This is a genomic window from Gemmobacter aquarius (genome assembly GCF_003060865.1).
GTDB classification, from domain to species: domain Bacteria; phylum Pseudomonadota; class Alphaproteobacteria; order Rhodobacterales; family Rhodobacteraceae; genus Paragemmobacter; species Paragemmobacter aquarius.
Window position 1 is genome coordinate 180,617 of record NZ_CP028919.1, and the last position, 21,824, is coordinate 202,440.

Sequence of the window (21,824 nt, forward strand, 5' to 3'; positions counted from 1 at the left end):
CACATGAAACACATCGCTCTCTCACTGGTTCTTCTGGCGCATCCGGTTCAGGCACTTGACCTTGGCAAGGACTGGATGGTGTCGGACTGGCCCGCCGGACAAAGCAGCATCGTTCAATGGTCGTCGGCGAATGTGCGGCCCGGTGCGGAAGGGATCGACCTTGTGCTGGACAGAAACCCCGCGTCAGCGGTCGGCGTCGAGACGCGACCGTATCTCGGGGGCGAAGTCCAGTCAAAAGGGGTCGCGGATACAGGCGTATGGTCCTGGCGCGCCCGTGCCCCGAAAATGGTCGAAGGGGCGGTGTTCGGCATGTTTCTTTACCGCGCTGATCACGAAAAGCAACCATGGCGCGAATACGATATCGAATTCGTCGGTGGCGGCACGACCGACGTAGAGTTGAACATACACTTCGAAGATGCGTCGGGCCGTCATGTGTCGCTGTTAGGTGGACCCAAGAAGATTGACCTCGGCTTCGATGCCGCCGCGGGATTTCATGATTACGAGATCGAAGTGCAGCCCGAGAGAGCGATCTTTCGCATCGACGGCAAGATCGTTGGCAACTTTGGCCCGAGCGATGTGGAAGGCAGCGTCTGGAGCATGGGTCCGCTGCGGTCATTCGTCGACCTATGGGCGGTGCAACCGGCGCAGGCGGGTTGGGCCGGCGTCTGGGATTTTGACGGTGTGCCGCTTACCGCGACGCTGGAAACGGTATCGCTTCCGCCCGCTGCTCGGTAATCTTGGCAGCGAGGGCAGGCGACGACATTTCGTCCGGCAGGGGCAGGCGAATTTCAAGCACGTCCCCCGGTTGCAGCGAGGTGTCGCGCTCTACGGGAACCGAAACCAGCTTGCCATCCTGACGGCGCGCCAGTTCGAGTATCGGCGCGCCAAAACCACGGGTCGACACGAAACCATCACCACTTTGCAGCGCCTCGGCATAAAGTGCAGCCTCGGTGCGCTGCTTGATGCGGATCTCTCCGATTTCCGCTTCGGCAAGGCTGAGACTATCTAAGATGTCACGCTTTCGGGCGTTCAAGATGTCGCTGCGTTGCTGCTTTACCTCGACCGCGCGCTGTTCGGCGGTCAGGCGGGCGGTTTCCAGCTCGAGCAGTCGAACCTCCTCGTCGGCGACACGGGTTTGCAGGTCGCTTCGGCGGCTCGCGACGGTCAGGCCCTTTTCGACAAGCTGCGTCGTATTTTCCAGTTCTTCCTTGGCAAGTTCGATCTGCTTTGACCGCAATTCGACCTGTTTGCCGAGGCGGTCGATTTCCTGCGTCAGCAGTTTTTCGAGACTGGTCAATTGCACCATCTGCGATTTGATCTCTGCATCGCGGGCGGCCTTTACCTCGCTTTCCCTGCGGAGCAGGTCGTTTGCTCCGGGCGCTTCGGCAAGTTCGTTATCGGGGATCAAGTCCGGGCGGGACGCGAGTTCCGCTTCAAGCCGCGCCTTTTGCGCAAGACGGGCATAGAGTTGGACGCGAAGCACCTCGTAATTGCCGAGCGACGAAAGCGCAGAGCGTTCGTTCTGCAAGAAGGTGGTCTCGGGCCTGCGGAAACCACCGGCAAGACCGACGGCTTCGATTGCGTTCATACCGGGGGCAAAGGGGATCGCACCAGGCAACTGCACCTCGCCTATCACGTAGACTGGGCGATATTCGGCCACCTCGACCGCTGCGTCCAGGTTCGATGTGATGCCGAGGCCGTCTTGTATTCCACTGACGATAGCTTGGCCGAGCTCTTCGGCGGTAAGTCCGGAGGCCATGATTGAACCGGCCATGGGGATCGACACGGCGCCGTCAGCACCGATGGTGTATTCTCCGCTCGCATCGGGCCACGAAACATAGGTTTGCGTCGTGTTATCCCAACTGCCGATGCGGACGAAAAGCTTCTCGCGCGGGCCGAGCTTGTATCCTTTGGTCTCGGCCTGTGCCCCAGCAGTCCTGGGTGCGTTAGTTGCCTGGCCAGAGGTCTGCGCTGCGACAGGATAGGCTGCCGTAAGCAATAAAATGCACAGAATGTTTGATCTAAACGGCATGGAGCAATCGTTCCTCGAAATCGCCGCGGCGCATGTAGAGCCGGGCGCGTTTCAGATCGGCACCGACCAGAACGGTCGAGGCGATGGGGCGGAGGTTTTCGCCATGAAGCTGTATGGCGTCCGCTAGAAAATCCGGCGTTATCGACCCCCACGGCAGGATCAGGATCGACGCATCGGCGGCGCGGGCCAAGGCGTCGGGGAAAGTTGTGCGCGTGAGTGAGGGCAGGCAAAGCAGGACGGTCTGAAACCGCTCGCGCAGACGGTCTGTGGCGTCGTCACGCGCTGGAATGTCAGATAGTTTCCAAGTTTCGACCCGTTCCAGCGCGTTGAGCCGCTGGACCTGCCCTGGTGTCAGGCCGCCCGCATCGACCACCAGCACGCGTTCGCCGTTGGCCGAAAGCGTCTCGGCGAAGCTTGTGATCGGGAAAGCGTCGGCCACTGCGTCGACTGGCACAAGTGCGACGATGCGGCCGACGCCAGCTTGCTGCGCAACCATGCGGTCAAGGTCCTGGCGGGCGCGGTTGAGTGTCCGAGTTAGCACGCGGCGTTGTTCGGTATCGAGCTTGCGCCGCGGTGAAGGCGTAAGACCAGCGCAAGGCAGGCCCGAGCGGTCTGTCGTGTCCTTGGGCGTGCGAAGGCGCACAGGACCCATCTCGCGCAGGGCACCGATAACGATGCCAATCAGCGCGCCCAATATCAGGCCCATACCCAGCAGGGCCTTCTTGCGCGGGCTTGACGGCCTGTCCGGAAGGTCGGCTGGCGAAATTATGCGGACTGATGCGATGGGAAAGTTTTCCTGCTGCGCTGTGATTTCGTATCGTTCGAGAAAATCGCGGTAAACGGTGGCGTAGGTATCGGCGACCGCTTCGAGCTGGGCGAGCTGGCCCATCACCTTGTCGTCGCCGGTGACCCGGTCGGCAAAGCTGGACAGATCGTCACGAAGCGAAGCCTCGCGCGAGCGGGCGATTTCAAACTGCGCTTTGGTCGCGAGAACAGCGCGGTTGAGCTCTTCTCCGATGGTCTGTTCAAGAATATCCATCTGTTTCTTTAGTTGCAGCGCCTGCGGATGGTCTTCGCCGCGTTCGGCGACGATCCCGGTCCAGTTGCGGCGGGCATTGATGTAATCGGTACGTAGCGCTGCCATCGTTTCGTCCGAGGGCGTCAGCGTTTCCAACGCCGACACGGCAAGGACGTCGGGCTTTTCCACGTTCATCATGGCTTCGAAACTTTGCACGCGGGCGCGGAGTTGCGCCACGTCGGCCGAGGCGGTGACCAGGGCCGTTGTCAGATCTGACTGCTGCTGATCGGTCAGCAAGTTGCCCTGATACTCTACAAGATTGTGCCGAGAGCGGAATTCCTGCACCGCACTCGTCGCTTCTTGGCTGCGTTCGGCCAGAACTTTCAACCGTTCGCTTACCCACTGGCCTGCGTTGACGGCAAGTTTCGATTGCGAGGTAAGCTGGAACTGCACGTAGCTATCGCCGTAGGCGCGGGCGACTGCTGCAGCGCGCTGTGGGTTGTGATCGGAATACGCAAGCAAAAGCACGAAACTGCGGCCCACGCGCTCGACATAAAGATGTTCGCGCAAGATGCCTGCGGCGGCCTCGCGGGCCGCGATGGCGGGATCGACCGGCGGCCCGATCGGTGCTTTACTGCTTGAAAAGAAACCTGAGATCGAGGTGACATTGCCCATGATGCGCGAGACGAGATCGACGGGCGGGTCCATGAAATCGGCGTCTTGGTCAAGGTTGAGCCGCTTGACCACCTCGACCGCAAGAACCTGACTGCGCAATATTTCGAGTTCGGACTGTACGGTGGCGTCGGACCGGACAGCATTGGGTAAGGCCGAGACCTGATTGAGCAGTTCGTTGCGTTCTTCGTCGAGCAGGATCGTTTCGGTTGCCGAGTAGCGTGGAACCGAAACGACTATCAGTAGCAAGGCGACGGCAGCGCCTGTCAGCGCGCCCTTGACCACGACTCCGGCTTGGCGCCGCGCTGACTGGCCCAACTTTTCGCTGTCGATGACCGTGCCCGCATCGGGATCCATTCCAAGCTGCGGCTGGCGTGAATAAGGACCGTTCATTCCGGACCTACTGGGCAGCGTTCTGGAGGGCGACCATGCTGTTCAAATAGGCGCCGAACTCGTCGCGCAATTCGCTGCGGGCCAATGCAAAGGATACGGTTGCCTGAAGGAATCCCGCCTTCGATCCGCAATCGAAGCGGTCACCCAGAAAGCGGTAGGCCTGCACTGGGCTGCCTTCGCGGATCATGGATGCAATGGCATCGGTCAACTGGATTTCACCGCCTGCGCTGGCTTTAAGGCCATCCAGATGCTTGAAGATCGACGAGTCCAGAATGTAGCGCCCGATCACGGCCAGATTGGACGGCGCATCCTGCGGTTGCGGCTTTTCCACAATGCCTCGCACCTGCGCGACCCGACCGGCCACGCCCGCGACATCAAGGATGCCATAGGCGCTGGCCGCTGCGGGCGGAACCTCCATCGCGGCGATGACCGAACCGCCGGTACGGTCGTAAACATCGATCATCTGGCGCAGGCACGGCGTCGACGCCGAAATCACATCATCGGGCAGGATGACGGCGAAAGGTTCGTCGTTGATCAGATGGGCAGCGCATGCAATCGCGTGGCCAAGGCCGAGCGCCTGGTTCTGCCGCACATAGGTGACCGCGCCGCTATCCAGAGTGCAGTCGTGAACGATGCGAAGCAGATCCTTCTTGCCGGCTTTGGCAAGGGTACGCTCCAATTCGGGCGAGCGGTCGAAATAATCCTCGAGGTTGGATTTTCCCCGCGATGTCACGAAGATCAACTGTTCGATGCCCGAAGCCAGTGCTTCGTCTACCGCATATTGGATAAGGGGGCGGTCAACCAGCGTGAGGGTTTCTTTCGGAATTGCCTTCGTGGCGGGCAAGAATCGGGTGCCAAGGCCCGCAACCGGAAAGATCGCCTTCGTGACTTTGCCTTTGGCCATCAGAAACTCCTGTCGTTCTGCAAGGGTTGTCAGCCGCGCTGGCTGATGGGCCGTCCGTAAGTGGCGGCCCGCGCTGTGGGAAAGCTTTGAGGCAGGGTTCGGGTTCCATGCTGCGGTGCAGAATGAGTGCGACGAAGGCTGTCGATCATGTGCAAGAGAACCCATGGAACCAGAAACGAGCCCGCCGTGTACGGGGTGAAAAAATCGATTTCGACAAGCGACCGGATCAAAAACAGAACCGACAGACCCGCTACGATTGCTGTTGCCCGACTTTGCGCTTGCAGCATCGCGACCAGCGGCAGACCCAGGAGCATGAGGCACCAGATCGCCATAAGCGAGACGCCGACCAGACCGAGGCCGACATAGCTTTCGATTAGCGTATTGTGGAAGTGAAAGCCGGTCTGGGCCTCGATGTGGAACTCGGTCCAGAGCTCTTCCGCCTCGGCGCGACCGGGAATCCAGAACGAATAGTAGCCGAGACCAAAGGCTTGATGGGTCTGTGCAAACTCTAGCCCTCTGGACCAGAGATACGTTCGTCCCGTCAGCGTGGAATCCTTGCCGAAGACAGAAAACAGCACGTCGAGCGCACCGAGGTTCAACGCGGCGACAAGACCCAGAACAAACAGAACGCCTCCCAGTGCCACGGCCATGACACGCAACAGGCGCGGCAGACGGAGGACGCCGAGCGCAAGAAGAATGACGGCAAAGGCAAGGATTACTGTGATGAGCGAAGTCGCCGACTCTGTACGGATTAGCGTGAAGGCCGCGAAAGCACCGATCGCGATGGCAGCGACGACCCAAAGCCAACCGGCGAGGCGGGGGTTGGTCAGGGGATAGGCTGCGGCGATCAGGGTGATCGAGGCAAAAAGGCCAAGCTGGTTTTTCGAGCTGAACGCCCCGGCAAAGGCGTAAGTGCCATCGACCACATCATAGGCATATTCGCCGTTCAGCGTGGAGTAGATCAACACGAATAACCCGCCCGCTAGCAGCCCCCGCGCGAGAGACGGCACTGAAGTGACACGGGCGGCCGCGAGGCCCAGAAGCACGGTGCTGCCCCATTGGATTGCGGCGCGCAGCGTTGCATCCGGCCTGTCGGACCAGAGTGTCGACAAAGCTGCCAAGGCCGGAACCAAAAGGAAGGGAAGCAAATGTTGCGGGCTTTGCACGAGGCGCCCTGTCGGAAAGATCAGCACCGGCAGCCAGACAGAATAGAAAATCAGGATCGACGCTGATCCGATGCGGGTCGAGTAGGCGAATACGAACAGCGACACCGCGATTGCGGCGCTGACATATAGCCAGTTGCGAGCGGGATCGGTGAATAATCCGGCGTGAAGTTTCATTTTCGTGCTGTCCGTTAGGCCTGAAACAAGCCTTGTGTCGGCTAATCGGTTCCCGACCCCGTCCTTTAGGATGTAAGGAGGGAACCTCAGGCAGCTGGCAGGCATGAGACGGCGGACGGACCGGTCGGGGAGCGGGCCGATGCTTACGCTGGAGAATGTGAATGGATGATGGAAACTTGGGTCAGGCTGGAGGATTCCGGCCCGACGATGATTTTACCGGTAGAGTTTTTCGCAGCGCCGCTGCTGCGCTGCCAACCGAATTCGGCGTTGGCGAGAGAGGAAGGCACGAACACTTTCGCCCGCGCCGTCCTATCGAGATTTCCGATGCGGCCGAGCTGCCAAAGGTGATTTTCGATCGTGTCGCTGCCTTGACAGGTTTGGCTTTGCTGATGCCGCTTATGCTTATCGTTGCGGCGATGATCTGGCGGCGCGATCCGGGTCCGGTGCTTTATGCCCACAAACGGATCGGGCGGCACGGGCGCATTTTCCACTGCCTCAAATTCCGCACGATGGTGCTCGACAGCGATGCCGTCCTCGCGCGGCATCTGAGCGACAATCCGGCGGCTGCGGCGGAGTGGGCGGCCACCCGGAAATTGCGGGTCGATCCGAGGGTTACCGGCATAGGTGCCCGTTTGCGCAAGACCAGCATTGACGAATTACCGCAGCTTATCAACGTGCTGCGTGGCGAGATGAGTCTTGTCGGACCGCGGCCTATCGTGATGGACGAGGCCCGCCATTACGGCGAGGCATTAGCGGCGTATCTGGCTGTTCGTCCCGGCGTTACCGGCCTGTGGCAGATCAGCGGCCGGAGCGACACGAGCTATGCCGAGCGTGTCGCACTGGACCGCGCCTATGTGCGAGGTCGCAATCTTATGAACGACCTGTGGATATTGATGCGTACGGTCGTAGTAGTAGCGAAGGGCCGTGGAAGCTATTGACGGGCAGCGGTCAAGAAGCCGAGTCCCCAGCCAATGTGCATGACCATAGCCGCCGGCCCAGACAGCAACATTGGCAGACGGCGCGCCTTAATCGCTAGCGCGGCGCCGAGGATGAGGCAAACAACGGCCCATGCAGCAGTCGGGATGGTGAGCATCATCCACATCGGGTCAATCAAAGACAGGCCAAGACCGATCGCGGCTAGCACCAGCGAAGACAGTACCAGAAGCGGCGCGATCTGGCGAAGTTTGAGCCTCATGTTGTGCTTTTGTGCCGTGGTCGCGCGGCCTTTGCCGTGCTTGAAGTACTGGTGGAACAGTGCTGAAAAGGTACTTCTGGGCACATATCCGATGCAGGTCTTGTCGGTTAGCCAGATGGTGTGGCCTGCTGCGCGAAGCCGGTAGTCAAGCTCTGCATCCTCGTTATGGCTTTGCGCCGGATCGTAACCACCTACGGAGCGGAAGGCCGACAGGCGCATCAGCGCGTGATGTCCATGGTCGACGAACCGCCCGCCTTTTCCGGTGCGATGGGCCGATCCTCCGGTGCCAAGGACACTGTTTTGCGCTGCGGCCACCGCTTCGGTAAAGGGAGTTGGTCCGAGCGTTCGCATCGGCACCGTAACGCTGTCGGCTTCGGTCGCGTGAAGCTCGTCGAGCAGGGCTTGGATGAAGCCGGCCGGATAGGTTGCATGGGCATCTGCGCGCAAGAGCACCGTGCAATCTTGACCCAGGGTTTCGACGGCGCGGTTGATGCCCGCACCTTGCAGTTTTTGCGGGTTGTTCAACAGGGTCACGCGGGGAAAACCGGCCACGATGCAGCGCGTGTTGTCGATGCTTCCACCGTCGGACACGACGACTTTTGCATCGGCGGGGGCCTCGGCAACAAGGCTTTGCAGGACGGCCGCGATATGGGCTTCCTCATTCAGTGTCGGAATGACGATAAGCAATCGATCCATCATGCTGCGGCTCGTGCTGTGGGTTGCGTGATGGCGGTGACGAGTGCGCGGCAATCCTCGGGGCTTGCGCGCCAAAGAGCCGGGTCGGTGTCGATCACGGCACGGTGCAGCGCGGCGTACTTCGCAGAGGTCATCTCGGAGAACAGCGAGGCAAGCGCCTCAGGGTTGGCATCTTCGAGCGTTACGCCTAGGCCATGTCGCTGAAGGTATCGCCCCGTTTCGACCGAGCGCAATGCGATAGGCACTGCACCGAATGCAGCGCTTTCGTATAGCCGGTTGGGCAAGAGCCATTCGGAATTCGCGCCCTGTTCGTAGAAATCGATGCACCAAGCGAAATGAACATCGCCATACAGCGATGGTAGGTCGGCGGCGGTGTATGGACCGCCAAAGGACATGTGCGGGTGGGGTGCGAGACTGGTCGCCATATCGGGAAACACTGCCGGCGAAGGGCGGCCCCGAAGGCTGACCTTCACCTTGCCGCCAAGACGGTCTGACAGATCGGCCAGGATCTTGAAAGAACGCTCGCAGCGCAAGGCGCCATACCACCCGATGCGAAAAGGTGGTGGCATCAACCGGAGCGGATGCGGCGCAGGGGTCAAAATCTTGTTCTCGACCAGTATGATCCGGTTGGCAAAAGGCCCGTTCTTAAGATGGTTCGCAATGAATGCGGGCGAACTGGTCAAAACAAGATCGACCGACTTTCCCACATGCCGCTCCAACCTGCGCAAGGCACGCCCCGCACTACTTTGCGAGGTGAGCAGCCGGTGGATGTCGAGACATTCGTAGACCAGATCGGGTCTGGGCGTCAGGCGGCGTTGCAGCGCCTGACCTATGACCAACATTTCGAGATTGCGGGCGACGATCGCTGATGCGCCCTTCATATGCTGGGCCACAACGGGCAAGCCGGTTGCCAGGACACGCAACACGGTCAGCGCACGGCTCGCAAGACGGGCATCGGCGCTATGGCCGAGAACCAACGCATCAGTGAAGCTGTCGGGCAGTTCGCCCCGTGAAAACCCGGCTATTTTGACGTCGGCGCCGCCGGTCCGAAACATCGTGACCCGGCGCGCAACGGCGGGGTCGGTCAGATCATGTGCAAGATATCCGATACGTTGCAAGGCTTCGTCCCGCTGTGTTTGGAAAGAAACGCGGGTGGCTTTTGGCGGTTCCCACCGGGTTGCAGCGGTTTTATTCGAGGGCCAGGGAACGAAACGCACAGACGCGTGGTTCTGCACCGCAATGGCATGCACTCGGCATGCGGGCGGTCGGTGACCGCGTTTGACGGAGTTTGACATGGCTTTCCCCTTTCCTGCGTCGACACGCATGCTGGTCGTTCCGGCGCTGGCTTTGATCACCGCCTGTGCGCCTGCACCCTCTGCCGAGCGCGTGATCAAGGCATCGGCTGCTCCTGCTCCTGTCTCGGCCATCGAGAGCAATGCTTGGTGGGTTGCCTTCAACGACCCGACGCTGAATTCGCTGGTCCAGACAGGATTACGTCAGAACCTGACGGTGCGCGAAGCGGTCGAGCGCATAAACGAGGCCGCGGCCTTTACGCAGGTGACAAGTGGTGTCGGGCTAACCCTTGGCGCGGAATCCACGCGGGAACGCGCAGATAGCCTGCCGATCAACACCGCACAGGGGGCGTCGCTCCAAGGCACGTGGCTTATCGATATTTTTGGCCAGACACGGCTGAACCGGCAGGCTGCAACAGCGCGGCGTGATCGTGCGTTTTTCGGGGCCGATGGTGCGCGGCTGGCATTGGCCAGCGAGATCGCGACAACCTACATCGATCTGCGTTATGCGCAGGAAGTGCGGGCACTTACGCGTCGCAGCCTGCAAAGCCGGCAACAATCGCTTGATCTGATTTCCTCGCAGTTCGAGATGGGTGCGGCGACGCGGCTTGATGTCTTGCGGGCGCGCCAATTGGTTGCTGCGTCCGAAGCGCGGCAACCGGCATTGGAAGTGGCTTTCGACCGTGCCGTAAACCGTTTGGCGACCCTTACGCTGCGCCCGGCTTCTGATTTGCAGCCCCTGTTGCAACGGGGTGGCCCGCAGCCGAAGGCGCGGTTCACCGCCTCCAAGGGTGTTCCTGCCGAGGCGATGCGCCGTCGGCCCGACGTGCAGGCAGCCGAACAGGATTTCGCCGAGAAGATGGCTCTGATTGGCGTGGCTCAGCGCGATATGCTGCCTTCGATCTCGCTTCTGGGCGCGGTTACGGCGCGGCCGGGTGGTGGTGAGGGGTGGTCTTTCGGTCCGCGGCTCAACCTTCCGATCTTTACGGGCGGTGCCAACAAGGCGAACCTTTCCGCAGCAGAAAGCCGGGCGCGCCAAAGCTGGCTGGTTTGGCAGCGAACTGTGCTGGAAGCGGTCGAAGAGACACGGAACGCTCTTTCCGCCTATCAGCGTGACAGCCGGAACATCGGAGCGCAGCAAAATCTGGTGAGCCTGTCACAAGAAACAATCGAGCTTGCGCGATCGAGCTATGAGTTGGGCGAAACCGACTTCCTGTCAATTCTTGACACCGAAGTCAGCCTTCAAGATTCACGTGAGGCGCTTGCGGCGGCAGAGCGGGATCGGGCGATCAACTACGTCAGACTTAGCGTGGCCACGGCGGGGTCAGTCCCGCCGCGTCGTTAGGGTGGAAGCCTTGCGCCATATTCCCATGGTTCTGATCGCTGCATTGCAAGTGGCGGTGCTCTGGCAGATGTCGGCGCTTGAGCACCGCGCCGTGCAGATCGAGGCGAGCCTCGAATTCATGGATTATGGAAGACCGAGAGATACGGCTTGCGCGATGCCCTTGTGCGAGGGGGATTGTGGGAACGAGGTCATTGGCCTGCTCGACATGCCCTGACCCATGGCGAAAGCAGCACAGTTTGCTTCGGGGCAAACCCCGGAATGTCGGGGTTGGACGCGCTTTTAACGCTAATGCGGAACTACCGGTTTCGACGGGTTGCCGTTCAGACTCCGTCAAGAGCTGCCTAGGCGGGAACCCCCGCTAGGGGCGCGTGTTGGCGGGGAATATGATAGGGAGCCCCACCATGACAGACACACCGCATCGGAACCAACCGACCGCCGACACGACTTCGGGTCAACACGTTGTCGAGCGCAACGCGCGGGTAGGGCAGGGTGGAGAGGTGCACCAGACGCCCGACAGTTCCGGCCCGCGAATGACCTCTATGCATGGCGTGCCAACAAGCGACAACCAGAACAGCTTGCGGGCTGGCGCTCGCGGACCGCTGTTGATGGAGGATTTCCATTTCCGCGAGAAAATTTTCCATTTCGATCACGAGCGTATTCCCGAGCGCGTGGTCCACGCCCGAGGCTACGGGGCGCACGGTTATTTCGAGAACTACGAGTCGCTGTCCGACCTTACGACCGCCGATCTGTTCCAACGTGCGGGCGAGAAGACCGAGACGTTCACGCGCTTTTCGACCGTTCTGGGCAACAAGGGTTCGCCCGATATGGTGCGGGACGTGCGGGGTTTCGCAACGAAATTCTATACCAAACAAGGCAACTGGGATCTGGTCGGCAACAACATCCCGGTTTTCTTCATTCAGGATGCGATCAAGTTTCCCGACATAGTCCATGCTGGCAAACCAGCCCCGGATCGTGACTTTCCGCAAGCCCAGACCGCGCATGACAATTTCTGGGACTTCATCAGCCTGATGCCCGAGTCGATGCATATGATCATGTGGACGATGTCGGACCGCGCGATCCCGCGCGGGTTTCGGTTCATCGAGGGCTTCGGCGTCCACAGTTTTCGCATGGTGAACGCCGAGGGGGTTTCGCGTTACGTGAAATTCCATTGGCGTCCCAAGCTCGGCTTGCAGAGCGTGCTTTGGGATGAGGCGCTGCGGATCAACGGGGCGGATCCCGATTTCCATCGTCGGGATTTGTGGGATGCGATCGAGATGGGAGACTACCCTGAATGGGAGCTCGGCTTGCAGGTGTTCGATGACGACTTCGCGGACGCGTTCGCTTTTGATATCCTTGACCCGACCAAGATCATCCCCGAGGAAGAGGTACCCTTGAGGATGGTCGGGCGCTTGGTCCTGAACCGGATGCCCGACAATTTCTTCAATGAAACCGAGCAGGTCGCCTTTTGCACGCAGAATATCGTTCCGGGGCTGGATTTCACCAATGACCCTTTGTTGCAGGGTCGAAATTTCAGCTATCTCGACACGCAGTTGAAGCGGCTTGGCAGCCCGAATTTTACCCAGATCCCGATCAATGCGCCACGTTGTCCTGTGCATAACTTCATGCAGGACGGACATATGCAAAATCGCGGTCCGAAGGGGCGGGCCAATTACGAGCCGAACAGCTGGTCGCCCGGTGGCCCCCGTGCCGATGTCGAAGAAGGGTTCCGGTCGTATCCCGAAGAGATTTCGGGTGTGAAGCGCAAGCTGCGGCCCGAGAGCTTTGCCGACCACTATAGCCAGGCGCGGCAGTTCTACCTGAGCCAGACGCCAATCGAACAACGGCACATCGCCGATGCGCTGATCTTCGAATTGAGCAAGATCGAGGTGGAGCGGATTACGGAGCGGGTGCTGACGCACCTGCCCATTATCGACCCTAACCTTGCCCAAAACGTGGCCTCTGGTTTGGGAATGGACTTGCCCGACCCTGCCATTCCGATGATCGATCCCATCGATCTGCCACCGTCGGATGCGCTGTCGATCCTGAAAATGCAAAAGCAAAGTTTCAAGGGGCGCAAGATGGGGATCGTCGTCACCGATGGGATCGATGACGATGTGCTTGACGCTTTGCTGTCGGGCGTAAAGGCGGCTGGAGCTGTAGCGGCCCTTATCGCCGCACGGATCGCAGGGGTGACGACTGCGGGGGGGGCCAAGCTGAAGGCCCATTATGCGGCCGAGGCTGCGCCGTCGGCGCTGTTCGATGCGGTGGCTGTTCTGGCGTCGGTCGATGGGGTTTCGACGCTGACGGCGCTGCATGCTGCACGGAGTTTTGCGGCGGATGCAATGGCGCATGGAAAGCTTATCGGGATGACTGGGCCAGCTTCGGCACTGTTCGCGGCCGTCGGGGTGGAAGGTCGGGATGCGGGTATGATCCTGTTGGAAACCGTGAGCGACGTCGACGTCTTCGTTACGGCATGCGCCGAATTGCGCTACTGGCCGCGCATCGAAGGCTAAGGGGGAACTCGGGGCATTTGGGGCGGTTTTATTGAAGGAAATGCAGGAGAACCGCCCCGATGCAAGACGATCCCAATGCACCCAAACCCAATCGTGCCGATGGCAGCCCCGACCCAGGATTGACTGTGGAAATGCCCGATAAGCCGGACCACGGCGAAGAGAGTTATCGCGGTTGCGCGCGGCTTGACGGAATGGTTGCGCTGATCACCGGAGGTGACAGCGGGATCGGGCGGGCGGTGGCGATTGCCTATGCCGCGACGAAGGGAGCGATCCAGAATTTTACCGTCGGTCAGGCCCAGATGGTGGCGAAAAGGGGCATCCGGGTGAATTGCGTGGCGCCCGGTCCGGTGTCGACGCCGTTGATCACCTCGACTCTGGAACGGGAGAAGTGGGGTCAGTTCGGTCGCGACACGGCGATGGGGCGGCCCGCGCAACCCGTTGATCTTGTTACCGCTTATGTGATGTTGGCAGAGCCACTTTCGTCTTACGTTACCTGTGCCACGATTGCGGTGAATGGCGGGACGCCGAAGATCTGACGCCGAAGTTATCCGATCATATCAGCCGTCCGCGGCGGGGCGCTCTTCTACTTCAGGTTGCGGCGTTGCCTTGGCGCGAAGGGGAAGCGGGCGCCGAGGTTTTGCTGGTATCGGACGCGGCGGGGGGCGGTTTCGCCATTCCCATGGGATGGCCAAAGCGCAACCGGACAGATGCGGAAGCGGCTGCGCTGGAGGCTGCCGAAGAGGCGGGTGCGGTTGGCGAGGTTGCGCCGCAGCCTATCGGAAAATTCTTTTATTGGAAGGAGTTGGCGGTTGGCCGCGTGCGGATTGAGGCTGCGGTCTATCCGTTGCGGGTGCAGCGGTTACGGGCGCGGTGGAAGGCCGAAGGGGCGACCGAGCGGGTGTGGGTTCCGGCGGGGGAAGCCGCCGAGTTGGTGCGCGATCCCGATCTTGCCGCCCTGATCGAAGGGCTGTGACGGAACATCCGATGCGTGCGGTGGTTGTAAAGGTGGAACCTTACCCCGTGGAGGACGACATGAAGACCAAAGAACTCGACACATTGTTTCTGGAACAGCTGAAAGACATCTATTACGCCGAGCGCAGGATCCTGCGGGCTTTGCCCAAGATGGCACGCGCGGCGCAGTCGCCCGAGCTGAAGCAGGCGTTCCAGACGCACAAGGACGAGACCGAAGTTCACAAGGAACGTCTGGATCAAGTCTTTGAAATGATTGGAAAGCGCCCCAGTGGCAAGACCTGCCCCGCAATCGATGGCATCATCGAGGAGGGTGAGGAAATCATGGACACGTTCAAGGGAACACCCGCGCTTGACGCCGGTCTGGTGGCTGCGGCACAGGCCGTGGAGCACTACGAGATGGCGCGCTATGGCACCCTTGCGGCCTGGGCCGAGGTGATGGGGATGCCGGATGCGGCGCAGGTTTTGCGCCAGACGCTGGAAGAGGAAAAGAAGACGGACGAGCTTTTGAACCAGCTTGCCGAAGGTGGGGTCAACCAGAACGCCGTGATGGCCGCCGAATAACATGCGGCATGCACAGCGGATGCACAGTCGGTGCAGACGATTTGCGAAGAAGCGTTAAATTTGATTCACAAGTTCGAGGAAGGGGCCGCAGCGGGATCTGCGGCCCCTTTTTCCATTCGCGGGGACCGACAATACGGCGCCGATCTAAAACCGGTGCGAGGAACCTCGGCAAGAACCCGCACGGGGGAAACCCCTGACAGAACCATTCCGGGAGTTCCGTGTTGGACCTGCAGCAGGCCGGACCGGCCTTGCGGACAAACCGCCAAAGCGGAAACGAAAGGAACGTCCAGATGAAAGACTTGCTTCTGACGACAGCCCTCATCAGCATGATTGCTGCTGTGCCGATCCATGCCCAGACGAGCACTGGGAACGCAACCACGGGTGGCGACGCCACGACGGGTGCGGACACTTCGACCGATACCGGAACGGGCGTGACTGCTCCGGGAACGGGTGAGTCGAACGATACGGTGGAAGGCGATGCGAGCGCCACCGATACCACGACGACCGGCACGGCTGCGGATTCGCCGGATATGGGATCGACGGCTGCCATCACGCCGCCGGAAGGCTATACCGAGTATGACCGGATGGCACTGACATCGGAAGACCTGCAAGGGGCGACCGTGTATGACGCCAATGGCGAGTCGGTCGGCGATATCACCGAACTGGTGATGGCGACTTCGACGTCGGGCGCTGCGGCTTCGACCGACATGAGCCAGAACGCGACCGGTACGGATGCGACCGGTGACACCACCGGCATGACCGACGAGCCGACGGGCAGCACCACGACCGACGGCACGGCCGCCGGAGACCAAGGTGCCAGCGTCAGCGTCGACGGGCAGGTAAGCCATGTCGTGCTTGATATCGGCGGTTTCCTCGGGATCGGCGCGCATACGGTCGCGGTGCCTATGGATGCGTTGCAAGTGTTCCGCGGTGCGAACGAGGACATCCGTGTCTATCTGCCGTGGACGCAGGCGCAGCTTGAAGCGTTGCCCGAGTACAACGCCGACGACCCGTCGACGCTGGGCAACATGAACCAGCCGACCGGTTCGATGGGCACATCGACCGACACGTCGACGGGCACATCGACGGGCACGTCCACTGACATGGGCACCGATATGGGTACGTCGACCGATACGACGGGCGGCGATACGTCGACGGAAGGGTCGACCTCGACCGACGGTTCCACTTCGACCGACGGGTCGACCTCTAACTGACGTCTGTCTTGCAACGGGGGGGGCGGCCTTTGGGCCGCCCCCTATTCATACCGGAGTCGATCACATGATCCTTGCGGTTTTGTCCGATGAAATTGCTGGTCGCTGGCCGGTCCGTTTCGGGGGGCATGATGCGGTGCGTGTTCACGGTGCGATTGGCGTGGCCTGGCGCGAGGATCGGCATTTGCGGTGACTTTAGCCGGGATAGCGGTGGCTGGTGCTGACCGGCGGGGTTGTGCCGGCCTTTCCCTTCGGGATCGATCCGGTGACCAGACGAGCGTGGCGGCGATGAAGAGCGCCACCCGGAAGCGACAGGCCGGGATGCCGGGGCTGGCAAGCACGAGTGGCCGACCGCCGAGGCATCGGCGGAAAGGCACTTAAAGCAAGGCAATTTCAGAGAGTTCGGCAAGGCTGCGGGGGCCTGTCCGGCGGAACAAATGGGACGGCCGAAGATTGGGTTCGTACCTGAGATACTCCGAAGGAGGAACGGAAAATGGCTGACGACAACAAGCGGGGCGGTGGCAGCTCGGAACGTGGGTTCGCGTCGATGGACCCCGAGAAGCAGCGCGAAATCGCCTCGAAAGGCGGTTCGGAATCGCCGGGCAACTTCAAGAACGACCCCGAGCGTGCGGCTGAAGCCGGACGCAAGGGTGGCGAGATGTCGGGCGGCAACTTCAAGAATGATCCCGAGCGTGCGGCTGAAGCCGGACGCAAGGGGGGCGAGGTGTCGGGCGGCAATTTCAAGAACGACCCGCAGCGGGCGGCAGAGGCCGGGCGCAAGGGTGGCGAGGAGTCGGGCGGCAACTTCAAGAACGACCGCGAGCGCGCCTCGGAAGCCGGACGCAAGGGTGGCCAGCACTCGGGCGGCGGCAATCGTGGCGGCAAATAAGAGCCGCGCCTGACCGGATTGGACCCCGCGCTGGAAACAGGGCGGGGGTTTTTCGTTGTGCGCCGGTTTGTTGCGCGCCGGTTTGTTGCGCGTCAGCCGGGCTGCTGGTCTTCGGCGCTATCGGTGGGGTAGTAGAAATCGTCCGGGCAGATGGCGGGCGGGGCTGCGCCGAGAAGCGGATCGGCGATGATCGCGGCGAGCGGGGCTGCGGCCTCGTCTTGGGTGCCAAGGATGGCCGAGACGGCATTTAGCGTCTGCGACAGGTAGTCGGCGGAAACTTCACCCGCGACGGCGAGTTGGGCGAATTCCTTTTCGACCTCGGCAAAGAACAGGCGGGCTGTGGCGCGGTCGAGGTGGGCCATGCCCTGCGTGTCGAGGCGGGCGGCGTGGGCCACGGCGACGAGCAGGATTTCAAGCGCGACCTCGCTGTCGCGGCGGCCTTCGGTCCAGCGTCTTGCGGCCAGCAGTTGACCGGCGGGGGTGATTTCGAAGCCGATGAGGCCGAGCATCTCGGCCAGACCTTCGAGCCGGACCGGATCATAGGGTGCGACGGGCGCGTCAAGGGGGCACCGCCGAGGGTTTCGGTGAAATCGGACGAGGCGGGCGTGGGGAGGCGCTTCTTGCGGGTTTGGGCGAAGTCGGCTTTGGGTTGGGCTGCGGCTGCGGGTTCGGCGGCGGCTTTGGGCCGTATTGATGCGCGGGGCGCTGCGGTCTGTGGCGCATCGGAAGGGGCGGCTTGGGGCATGGCTTGCGGTCGGCGCGCGGGGGCTGACGGGTCTTTTGCCAGTGCGCGTCCTGCATCGGTCAGGCTGACGTAGCGTTTGGGCTTGGCCCCGAACAGGCGGCGGAAAAAGCCCGGGCGCGACTGGTGTTCTGCCACGAAATCATGGCTCCGGAGGGTAATGTAGGTCCGGCCCAGTTCGAAGCCCTGCGATCCGACCCTGACGCGCAGGCTGTCCATTTCGATCAGCGGTTCGTCTGCGAGAAGGCCTGCGAGGGCGTTGAGGAGGGCGGCCTCTTGGAGGGAGAGCGAAGCGGACATGGACGGGACCTCGGGCTAGGGGAGGAACCTCGTAGGGCCTTGGTCGGGGAAGTTCAATGGCACCACTTCGACTTGGTCGCAGAATGGCGGATGCAGGTCATTTCCTGACCGTGCCCGCCGCCATGCCGAGGGCCATTGCCGCAAAGATTGCGGCCACGGCGCTGCGGGGAAGGGCCATTTCCCATCCGGGTGTCAGGCGGCGGGGCATCAGGCCGTAATCGACGGCTGCGGCGGTGGCCGCGACGGCTGCGGCGGTAAGGGCGGGCTTGCCGGTGCGCGACAGGGCAGCACCCATGAGAGCGCCCCACATGGCTGCGGCGGCAAGGTTGGTGGCAAGGCCAACGGGGGAAAAGACGGGATGGGGACCGGGTGTCGCGCCTGCGGTCTGGTCGAGCCAGTGGGCCGAGGCGTTGATCGCCGCGAGCGGCTTTGCGCCATGTGCCATGGCGATGAGCGGGAGGGCGGCGGCGGTGGCGAGGGGGGTGGTGAGGGCAGGGTGCATGGTGGTCTTTGCGGTTGTTGCGAAGGGGGAACAGGCGGGGGGGCCGGGCGTTCCGGAGAGGCACACAATCAAGGGAGAATTTCGATGGCATATCGGGGTGACGCAGGCCGCAAGGGCGGCATGACGATGGGCAAGGCCTTGCCGCTTTTGCTGGTTGCCGGCGCAGGAATGCTGGCCATTTCGGCGGTCAAGGGGGCCAAGCGGGCCCAAGCCATGCAAACGGCAGAGCGGACGCGGGTGAACCGCAGCGCGGGGCCGGTGCGTGCGGCGGGGCCTGAGTCGATGGAGTTTCCACCCGATCGTTGGGATATCGTAGATGAACAGTCGGACCAGAGCTTTCCCGCCAGCGACCCACCGGGGACTTATTGAGGCCGGACTTGCCCGCGGGCGGGGCAAAATCCTGTGCGAGGAAAATTGGCTAGAGCACTTCGAGCAGCACCGCGATGACCATGAGTACCAGACCCGCGACGAGGATGGCGGGTATGGCGTATCTGGCTTGATCGGTGCGTTCGGGGATTGTGCGCCCGCCTGCCTTTGGCGCATGTGGCGGACGGTTCGGGCCGAGTTCGACGGCGGCCGCCATGGCGACCTGTTCGCGGGTGGGGGAAAGCCTGCCGCTTCGTCGTCGGTGCCCAAGGGGGCTGCGGCGGGGTCGATGAAATCGGTCTTGTCGCCGCCTTGGCCGCGGTCGAGCGCGTGGCGCAGGGCATCGGCGGTGCGGGTGGCGGAATCGGGTTCGGGCATGGTCTGTCCTGATGTCGTTGCGACAGGCCAACCGAATAAGCGGGAAGGCGGTTCCTGCTGGAGAGGATCGGGAACCATGGGGGAATGCTTCGGTTGAAGCCGCACAACCCAGGATGGAGAAGCCCGATGCAGAATGAAGCACGCGACATTTGGATGGACTGGCTGCGCGATGCCCACGGCATGGAAGCGCAGGCCGAGACGATGTTGAACGCGCAGGCCGGACGGCTGGAGAATTACCCTGCGCTGCGGATGCGGATCGAGCAGCATCTGCGCGAGACGACCGCGCAGCGCGAGCAGCTGGAGCGGTTGTTCGAGACGCTGGGCGAGGATGTTTCGGCGGTGAAGGCCGGATTGGGCAAGCTGATGGCGCTGGGGCAGGGCGTGGCCGGTGCCTTTGCCAGCGACGAGGTGATGAAGGGATCGCTTGCGAGCTATGCCTTCGAGCATATGGAGATCGCCTCTTATACCGCGTTGATCGCGGGGCCGAGGAGTTGGGGCTTGTGGAGGCCGTGACGGTGCTGACGCCGATCCTTTCGCAGGAGCGGGCGATGGCGGATTGGCTGGAGGAAAACCTTCCCTCGCTGACGCGGAGTTTCCTTGCGCGGGCCGAGGCCGATCTGGAGGCGAAACGCTGATGCAGGCATTGACCTTTCAAGGCAAGGGCAAGGTGACATGCGAAGAAGTGCCCGACCCGAAGATCGAGAACGCGGGGGATGTGGTGATCAAGGTCACGTCCTGCGCGATCTGCGGGTCGGACCTGCATATCTATGACGGGGTAATGCCGCATATGCACCATGGCGATGTGCTGGGGCACGAGACCATGGGCGAGGTGGTCGAGGTCGGCGCGGATGTGACCAAGCTGCGCGTGGGCGACCGTGTGGTGGTGCCGTTTACCATCGCTTGCGGCGAATGCTTCTTTTGCAAGCGGGGGCTGTTTTCGGGGTGCGAGCGCAGCAACCCCGACCGCGAGGTCGCAAAGAAATACTGGAAAAATTCGCCCGCCGGGCTGTTCGGTTATTCCCATATGCTGGGCGGATATGCAGGGGGGCAGGCGGAATATCTGCGGGTGCCTTATGCCGATGTGGGGCCGATCAAGGTGCCGGGCGGCATGACGGACGATCAGGCGCTGTTCCTGTCGGACATCTTCCCGACGGGATACATGGCAGCCGAGCATTGCGACATTCGCCAAGGCGACACGATCGCGGTCTGGGGCTGCGGGCCGGTGGGGCAGATGGCGATCCGGTCGGCTTTCCTGCTGGGGGCCGAGCGGGTGTTTGCCATCGACTGCGTGCCCGAGCGGCTGACCATGGCCGCCGAGGCGGGGGCGGAGTGCATCAACTTTCGTGACTGCGACGTGGTCGACGTGATCCTGCAGCGGACCGGCGGGCGCGGGGCCGACGGGTGCATCGACGCGGTCGGGACGGAGCCGAGTGCGATGACGAGCGTGGATGCGATGATCGATCAGGTGAAGGTGCTGACCTATATAGGCACCGACCGCCCCGTGGTGTTGCGCCAGGCGATCCATGCGTGCCGGAACTGGGGGGTGGTTTCGGTGGTCGGGGTTTACGGCGGCTATATCGACAAGTTCCCCTTTGGATCGGCGATGAACCGCGGGATCACCATCAAGACAGGTCAGACGCCGGTGCAGCGGTATCTGCCGCTGCTGCTGGACCATATCGTGGAAGGGCGGTTCGATCCGACCTTTGTGATTACCCACAAGGGGAAGCTCGAGGATGGGCCGGACCTGTATCGGGCGTTTCGCGACAAGCTGGGCGGTTGTGTGAAGGTGGTTTTGCAGCCATGAGCGGCGCCAACGAATTTTCTGCGAAAATTCAGGCGCGGCGCGGGGGGGCGGGCTGATTTTTCGCAGGAAAATCGTTGCCCCCTGCGGAACTGGCCAGCCGGAACCCTGCGGGGAGGGGCGGGTTGGGATGCAGGACGAAACGAAGGAGAGAGACTATGGCAAACCCTGATCCGAACCTCCGGCCCGACCTGCGCCGCGAGCGGGAACGGCACGCGGGGCCGCTGATCGGCATTGCGCTGGTGGTGATCTTTGCCGTCGCGCTGTTGTTCTGGTGGCTGATGGACGAGGCCGCCGAGGCGCCGGGGCCGAACACGACGATCGAGCAGAACGACATCGATGTCGTGCCGCCGGCGGCCGAGGGCGAGGGGGCGACCGATCTGCCCGCCGAAGCCCCTGCTGATGTGGTGACGCCGGAGCCCGCGCCGGACCTGACCCCGCGCCGGACGCGGCGGGTGAGGCGACCGGTGGCGGGACGGGTGCTGGCGGGAACGCGGTTCAGCCCTGAGCGGAGCCGACGCCGAATCGGCCAAAGCCTGATCGACGCAAGCGGAATGGAACGAGGCGCGCGGGGAAACCTCGCGCGTTTTTCCACATCCTGACGGACGGGAACGAGGCGCGGGATGGGCAGCCGAAAGGATGGGCAATGACGTTTAGTTGAATATAAATTCACAATGGCGCCCAAAAGAATACCGCAAATTA

25 protein-coding genes are annotated in these 21,824 nt (G+C 62.0%); 16 read left to right on the top strand and 9 right to left on the bottom strand.

Annotated features, from left to right (window positions below):
• The first annotated feature begins 3 nt into the window (after positions 1 to 3).
• A complete protein-coding gene (locus HYN69_RS18700) occupies positions 4 to 735 on the top strand; it encodes a family 16 glycosylhydrolase (RefSeq protein ID WP_108437434.1) in 732 nt (243 codons plus the stop codon).
• Here the strand turns inward: HYN69_RS18700 and HYN69_RS18705 are convergent.
• Genes HYN69_RS18705 through HYN69_RS18720 form a run of 4 tightly spaced genes read right to left on the bottom strand, consistent with a single transcriptional unit; the run spans position 689 to position 6,359 of the window.
• Complete coding sequence (locus HYN69_RS18705; RefSeq protein ID WP_108437435.1) at positions 689 to 2,032, bottom strand: polysaccharide biosynthesis/export family protein; 1,344 nt, start codon at positions 2,030 to 2,032, stop codon at positions 689 to 691. The genes HYN69_RS18700 and HYN69_RS18705 overlap by 47 nt on opposite strands.
• Positions 2,022 to 4,079: a GumC family protein gene (locus tag HYN69_RS18710; RefSeq protein ID WP_159082560.1), complete on the bottom strand. Its 2,058-nt coding sequence runs from the start codon at positions 4,077 to 4,079 to the stop codon at positions 2,022 to 2,024. The genes HYN69_RS18705 and HYN69_RS18710 overlap by 11 nt, the downstream gene beginning before the upstream one ends.
• Before the next feature lie 43 nt (positions 4,080 to 4,122).
• A complete protein-coding gene (galU, locus tag HYN69_RS18715) occupies positions 4,123 to 5,019 on the bottom strand; it encodes a UTP--glucose-1-phosphate uridylyltransferase GalU (RefSeq protein ID WP_108437437.1) in 897 nt (298 codons plus the stop codon).
• A 29-nt stretch (positions 5,020 to 5,048) separates the two neighbouring features.
• Positions 5,049 to 6,359 carry an O-antigen ligase family protein gene (locus HYN69_RS18720; RefSeq protein WP_159082561.1) on the bottom strand — a complete coding sequence of 437 codons (1,311 nt, stop codon included), beginning with the start codon at positions 6,357 to 6,359 and terminating at the stop codon, positions 5,049 to 5,051.
• 161 nt (positions 6,360 to 6,520) lie between these two features.
• Between HYN69_RS18720 and HYN69_RS18725 the strand changes: the two genes are divergently transcribed.
• Positions 6,521 to 7,297, top strand: a complete 777-nt coding sequence (locus HYN69_RS18725) for a sugar transferase (protein WP_108437439.1) — start codon at positions 6,521 to 6,523, stop codon at positions 7,295 to 7,297.
• Here the strand turns inward: HYN69_RS18725 and HYN69_RS18730 are convergent.
• Together HYN69_RS18730 and HYN69_RS18735 are read right to left on the bottom strand one after the other, a co-directional pair.
• Entirely contained in the window at positions 7,291 to 8,253 is a 963-nt protein-coding gene (locus HYN69_RS18730) for a glycosyltransferase family 2 protein (protein WP_108437440.1), read from the bottom strand. The two genes, HYN69_RS18725 and HYN69_RS18730, sit on opposite strands and share 7 nt — an antisense overlap.
• Positions 8,250 to 9,545, bottom strand: coding sequence for a glycosyltransferase family protein (locus tag HYN69_RS18735; protein WP_159082562.1), 1,296 nt, complete (start codon positions 9,543 to 9,545; stop codon positions 8,250 to 8,252). Before HYN69_RS18735 ends, HYN69_RS18730 begins: the two co-directional genes overlap by 4 nt.
• Between HYN69_RS18735 and HYN69_RS18740 the strand changes: the two genes are divergently transcribed.
• The 8 genes from HYN69_RS18740 (at position 9,544) to HYN69_RS18775 (ending at position 17,033) form a co-directional block, all read left to right on the top strand.
• On the top strand, positions 9,544 to 10,887 hold the full coding sequence (locus tag HYN69_RS18740) for an efflux transporter outer membrane subunit (RefSeq protein WP_108437442.1): 1,344 nt from the start codon (positions 9,544 to 9,546) through the stop codon (positions 10,885 to 10,887). The two genes, HYN69_RS18735 and HYN69_RS18740, sit on opposite strands and share 2 nt — an antisense overlap.
• 25 nt (positions 10,888 to 10,912) lie before the next feature.
• Complete coding sequence (locus HYN69_RS18745; RefSeq protein WP_108437443.1) at positions 10,913 to 11,101, top strand: hypothetical protein; 189 nt, start codon at positions 10,913 to 10,915, stop codon at positions 11,099 to 11,101.
• Between the two features lie 187 nt (positions 11,102 to 11,288).
• On the top strand, positions 11,289 to 13,400 hold the full coding sequence (locus tag HYN69_RS18750; RefSeq protein ID WP_108437444.1) for a catalase: 2,112 nt from the start codon (positions 11,289 to 11,291) through the stop codon (positions 13,398 to 13,400).
• A gap of 59 nt (positions 13,401 to 13,459) precedes the next feature.
• Positions 13,460 to 13,936, top strand: coding sequence for an SDR family oxidoreductase (locus HYN69_RS18755; protein ID WP_108437445.1), 477 nt, complete (start codon positions 13,460 to 13,462; stop codon positions 13,934 to 13,936).
• A 65-nt stretch (positions 13,937 to 14,001) separates the two neighbouring features.
• A complete protein-coding gene (locus tag HYN69_RS18760; RefSeq protein ID WP_159082564.1) occupies positions 14,002 to 14,373 on the top strand; it encodes an NUDIX hydrolase in 372 nt (123 codons plus the stop codon).
• A gap of 59 nt (positions 14,374 to 14,432) precedes the next feature.
• A complete protein-coding gene (locus HYN69_RS18765; protein ID WP_108437528.1) occupies positions 14,433 to 14,933 on the top strand; it encodes a YciE/YciF ferroxidase family protein in 501 nt (166 codons plus the stop codon).
• Between the two features lie 290 nt (positions 14,934 to 15,223).
• Complete coding sequence (locus HYN69_RS18770; RefSeq protein WP_108437447.1) at positions 15,224 to 16,147, top strand: hypothetical protein; 924 nt, start codon at positions 15,224 to 15,226, stop codon at positions 16,145 to 16,147.
• A 490-nt stretch (positions 16,148 to 16,637) separates the two neighbouring features.
• Positions 16,638 to 17,033, top strand: a complete 396-nt coding sequence (locus HYN69_RS18775; protein ID WP_108437448.1) for a con-10 family general stress protein — start codon at positions 16,638 to 16,640, stop codon at positions 17,031 to 17,033.
• Between the two features lie 92 nt (positions 17,034 to 17,125).
• Here HYN69_RS18775 and HYN69_RS18780 read toward each other — a convergent pair whose 3' ends face one another.
• Entirely contained in the window at positions 17,126 to 17,542 is a 417-nt protein-coding gene (locus tag HYN69_RS18780) for a hypothetical protein (RefSeq protein WP_108437449.1), read from the bottom strand.
• Between HYN69_RS18780 and HYN69_RS20730 the strand changes: the two genes are divergently transcribed.
• Complete coding sequence (locus HYN69_RS20730; RefSeq protein ID WP_159082565.1) at positions 17,501 to 17,851, top strand: hypothetical protein; 351 nt, start codon at positions 17,501 to 17,503, stop codon at positions 17,849 to 17,851. The genes HYN69_RS18780 and HYN69_RS20730 overlap by 42 nt on opposite strands.
• A 321-nt stretch (positions 17,852 to 18,172) precedes the next feature.
• Here HYN69_RS20730 and HYN69_RS20735 read toward each other — a convergent pair whose 3' ends face one another.
• Positions 18,173 to 18,577, bottom strand: a complete 405-nt coding sequence (locus HYN69_RS20735) for a hypothetical protein (protein WP_159082566.1) — start codon at positions 18,575 to 18,577, stop codon at positions 18,173 to 18,175.
• Positions 18,578 to 18,661: 84 nt separating this feature from the next.
• Here HYN69_RS20735 and HYN69_RS18795 point away from each other — a divergent pair, with 84 nt between their 5' ends.
• On the top strand, positions 18,662 to 18,946 hold the full coding sequence (locus HYN69_RS18795) for a hypothetical protein (protein ID WP_230426580.1): 285 nt from the start codon (positions 18,662 to 18,664) through the stop codon (positions 18,944 to 18,946).
• 49 nt (positions 18,947 to 18,995) lie between these two features.
• On the opposite strand, the gene HYN69_RS20740 is transcribed toward HYN69_RS18795, so the two are convergent.
• Positions 18,996 to 19,160, bottom strand: coding sequence for a hypothetical protein (locus HYN69_RS20740; RefSeq protein WP_159082567.1), 165 nt, complete (start codon positions 19,158 to 19,160; stop codon positions 18,996 to 18,998).
• Between the two features lie 287 nt (positions 19,161 to 19,447).
• Here HYN69_RS20740 and HYN69_RS18800 point away from each other — a divergent pair, with 287 nt between their 5' ends.
• The 4 genes from HYN69_RS18800 to HYN69_RS18810 all read left to right on the top strand — a co-directional run bounded on the left by HYN69_RS18800 (position 19,448) and on the right by HYN69_RS18810 (position 21,724).
• Positions 19,448 to 19,834, top strand: coding sequence for a ferritin-like domain-containing protein (locus tag HYN69_RS18800; protein ID WP_407925264.1), 387 nt, complete (start codon positions 19,448 to 19,450; stop codon positions 19,832 to 19,834).
• Positions 19,822 to 19,956: a ferritin family protein gene (locus tag HYN69_RS21980; RefSeq protein WP_407925265.1), complete on the top strand. Its 135-nt coding sequence runs from the start codon at positions 19,822 to 19,824 to the stop codon at positions 19,954 to 19,956. The genes HYN69_RS18800 and HYN69_RS21980 overlap by 13 nt, the downstream gene beginning before the upstream one ends.
• Positions 19,956 to 21,125, top strand: coding sequence for a zinc-dependent alcohol dehydrogenase (locus HYN69_RS18805; protein ID WP_108437452.1), 1,170 nt, complete (start codon positions 19,956 to 19,958; stop codon positions 21,123 to 21,125). The genes HYN69_RS21980 and HYN69_RS18805 overlap by 1 nt, the downstream gene beginning before the upstream one ends.
• A 155-nt stretch (positions 21,126 to 21,280) precedes the next feature.
• A complete protein-coding gene (locus HYN69_RS18810) occupies positions 21,281 to 21,724 on the top strand; it encodes a hypothetical protein (RefSeq protein WP_108437453.1) in 444 nt (147 codons plus the stop codon).
• Positions 21,725 to 21,824 lie beyond the last annotated feature (100 nt).

Coding starts and splice junctions, on each gene's coding strand:
- HYN69_RS18700 (WP_108437434.1), top strand. CDS start 4: ATGAAACACATCGCTCTCTCACTGGTTCTTCTGGCGCATCCGGTTCAG.
- HYN69_RS18705 (WP_108437435.1), bottom strand. CDS start 2,032: ATGCCGTTTAGATCAAACATTCTGTGCATTTTATTGCTTACGGCAGCC.
- HYN69_RS18710 (WP_159082560.1), bottom strand. CDS start 4,079: ATGGATCCCGATGCGGGCACGGTCATCGACAGCGAAAAGTTGGGCCAG.
- galU (WP_108437437.1), bottom strand. CDS start 5,019: ATGGCCAAAGGCAAAGTCACGAAGGCGATCTTTCCGGTTGCGGGCCTT.
- HYN69_RS18720 (WP_159082561.1), bottom strand. CDS start 6,359: ATGAAACTTCACGCCGGATTATTCACCGATCCCGCTCGCAACTGGCTA.
- HYN69_RS18725 (WP_108437439.1), top strand. CDS start 6,521: ATGGATGATGGAAACTTGGGTCAGGCTGGAGGATTCCGGCCCGACGAT.
- HYN69_RS18730 (WP_108437440.1), bottom strand. CDS start 8,253: ATGATGGATCGATTGCTTATCGTCATTCCGACACTGAATGAGGAAGCC.
- HYN69_RS18740 (WP_108437442.1), top strand. CDS start 9,544: ATGGCTTTCCCCTTTCCTGCGTCGACACGCATGCTGGTCGTTCCGGCG.
- HYN69_RS18735 (WP_159082562.1), bottom strand. CDS start 9,545: ATGTCAAACTCCGTCAAACGCGGTCACCGACCGCCCGCATGCCGAGTG.
- HYN69_RS18745 (WP_108437443.1), top strand. CDS start 10,913: ATGGTTCTGATCGCTGCATTGCAAGTGGCGGTGCTCTGGCAGATGTCG.
- HYN69_RS18750 (WP_108437444.1), top strand. CDS start 11,289: ATGACAGACACACCGCATCGGAACCAACCGACCGCCGACACGACTTCG.
- HYN69_RS18755 (WP_108437445.1), top strand. CDS start 13,460: ATGCAAGACGATCCCAATGCACCCAAACCCAATCGTGCCGATGGCAGC.
- HYN69_RS18765 (WP_108437528.1), top strand. CDS start 14,433: ATGAAGACCAAAGAACTCGACACATTGTTTCTGGAACAGCTGAAAGAC.
- HYN69_RS18770 (WP_108437447.1), top strand. CDS start 15,224: ATGAAAGACTTGCTTCTGACGACAGCCCTCATCAGCATGATTGCTGCT.
- HYN69_RS18775 (WP_108437448.1), top strand. CDS start 16,638: ATGGCTGACGACAACAAGCGGGGCGGTGGCAGCTCGGAACGTGGGTTC.
- HYN69_RS18780 (WP_108437449.1), bottom strand. CDS start 17,542: ATGCTCGGCCTCATCGGCTTCGAAATCACCCCCGCCGGTCAACTGCTG.
- HYN69_RS20735 (WP_159082566.1), bottom strand. CDS start 18,577: ATGCACCCTGCCCTCACCACCCCCCTCGCCACCGCCGCCGCCCTCCCG.
- HYN69_RS18795 (WP_230426580.1), top strand. CDS start 18,662: ATGGCATATCGGGGTGACGCAGGCCGCAAGGGCGGCATGACGATGGGC.
- HYN69_RS20740 (WP_159082567.1), bottom strand. CDS start 19,160: ATGGCGGCCGCCGTCGAACTCGGCCCGAACCGTCCGCCACATGCGCCA.
- HYN69_RS18800 (WP_407925264.1), top strand. CDS start 19,448: ATGCAGAATGAAGCACGCGACATTTGGATGGACTGGCTGCGCGATGCC.
- HYN69_RS18805 (WP_108437452.1), top strand. CDS start 19,956: ATGCAGGCATTGACCTTTCAAGGCAAGGGCAAGGTGACATGCGAAGAA.
- HYN69_RS18810 (WP_108437453.1), top strand. CDS start 21,281: ATGGCAAACCCTGATCCGAACCTCCGGCCCGACCTGCGCCGCGAGCGG.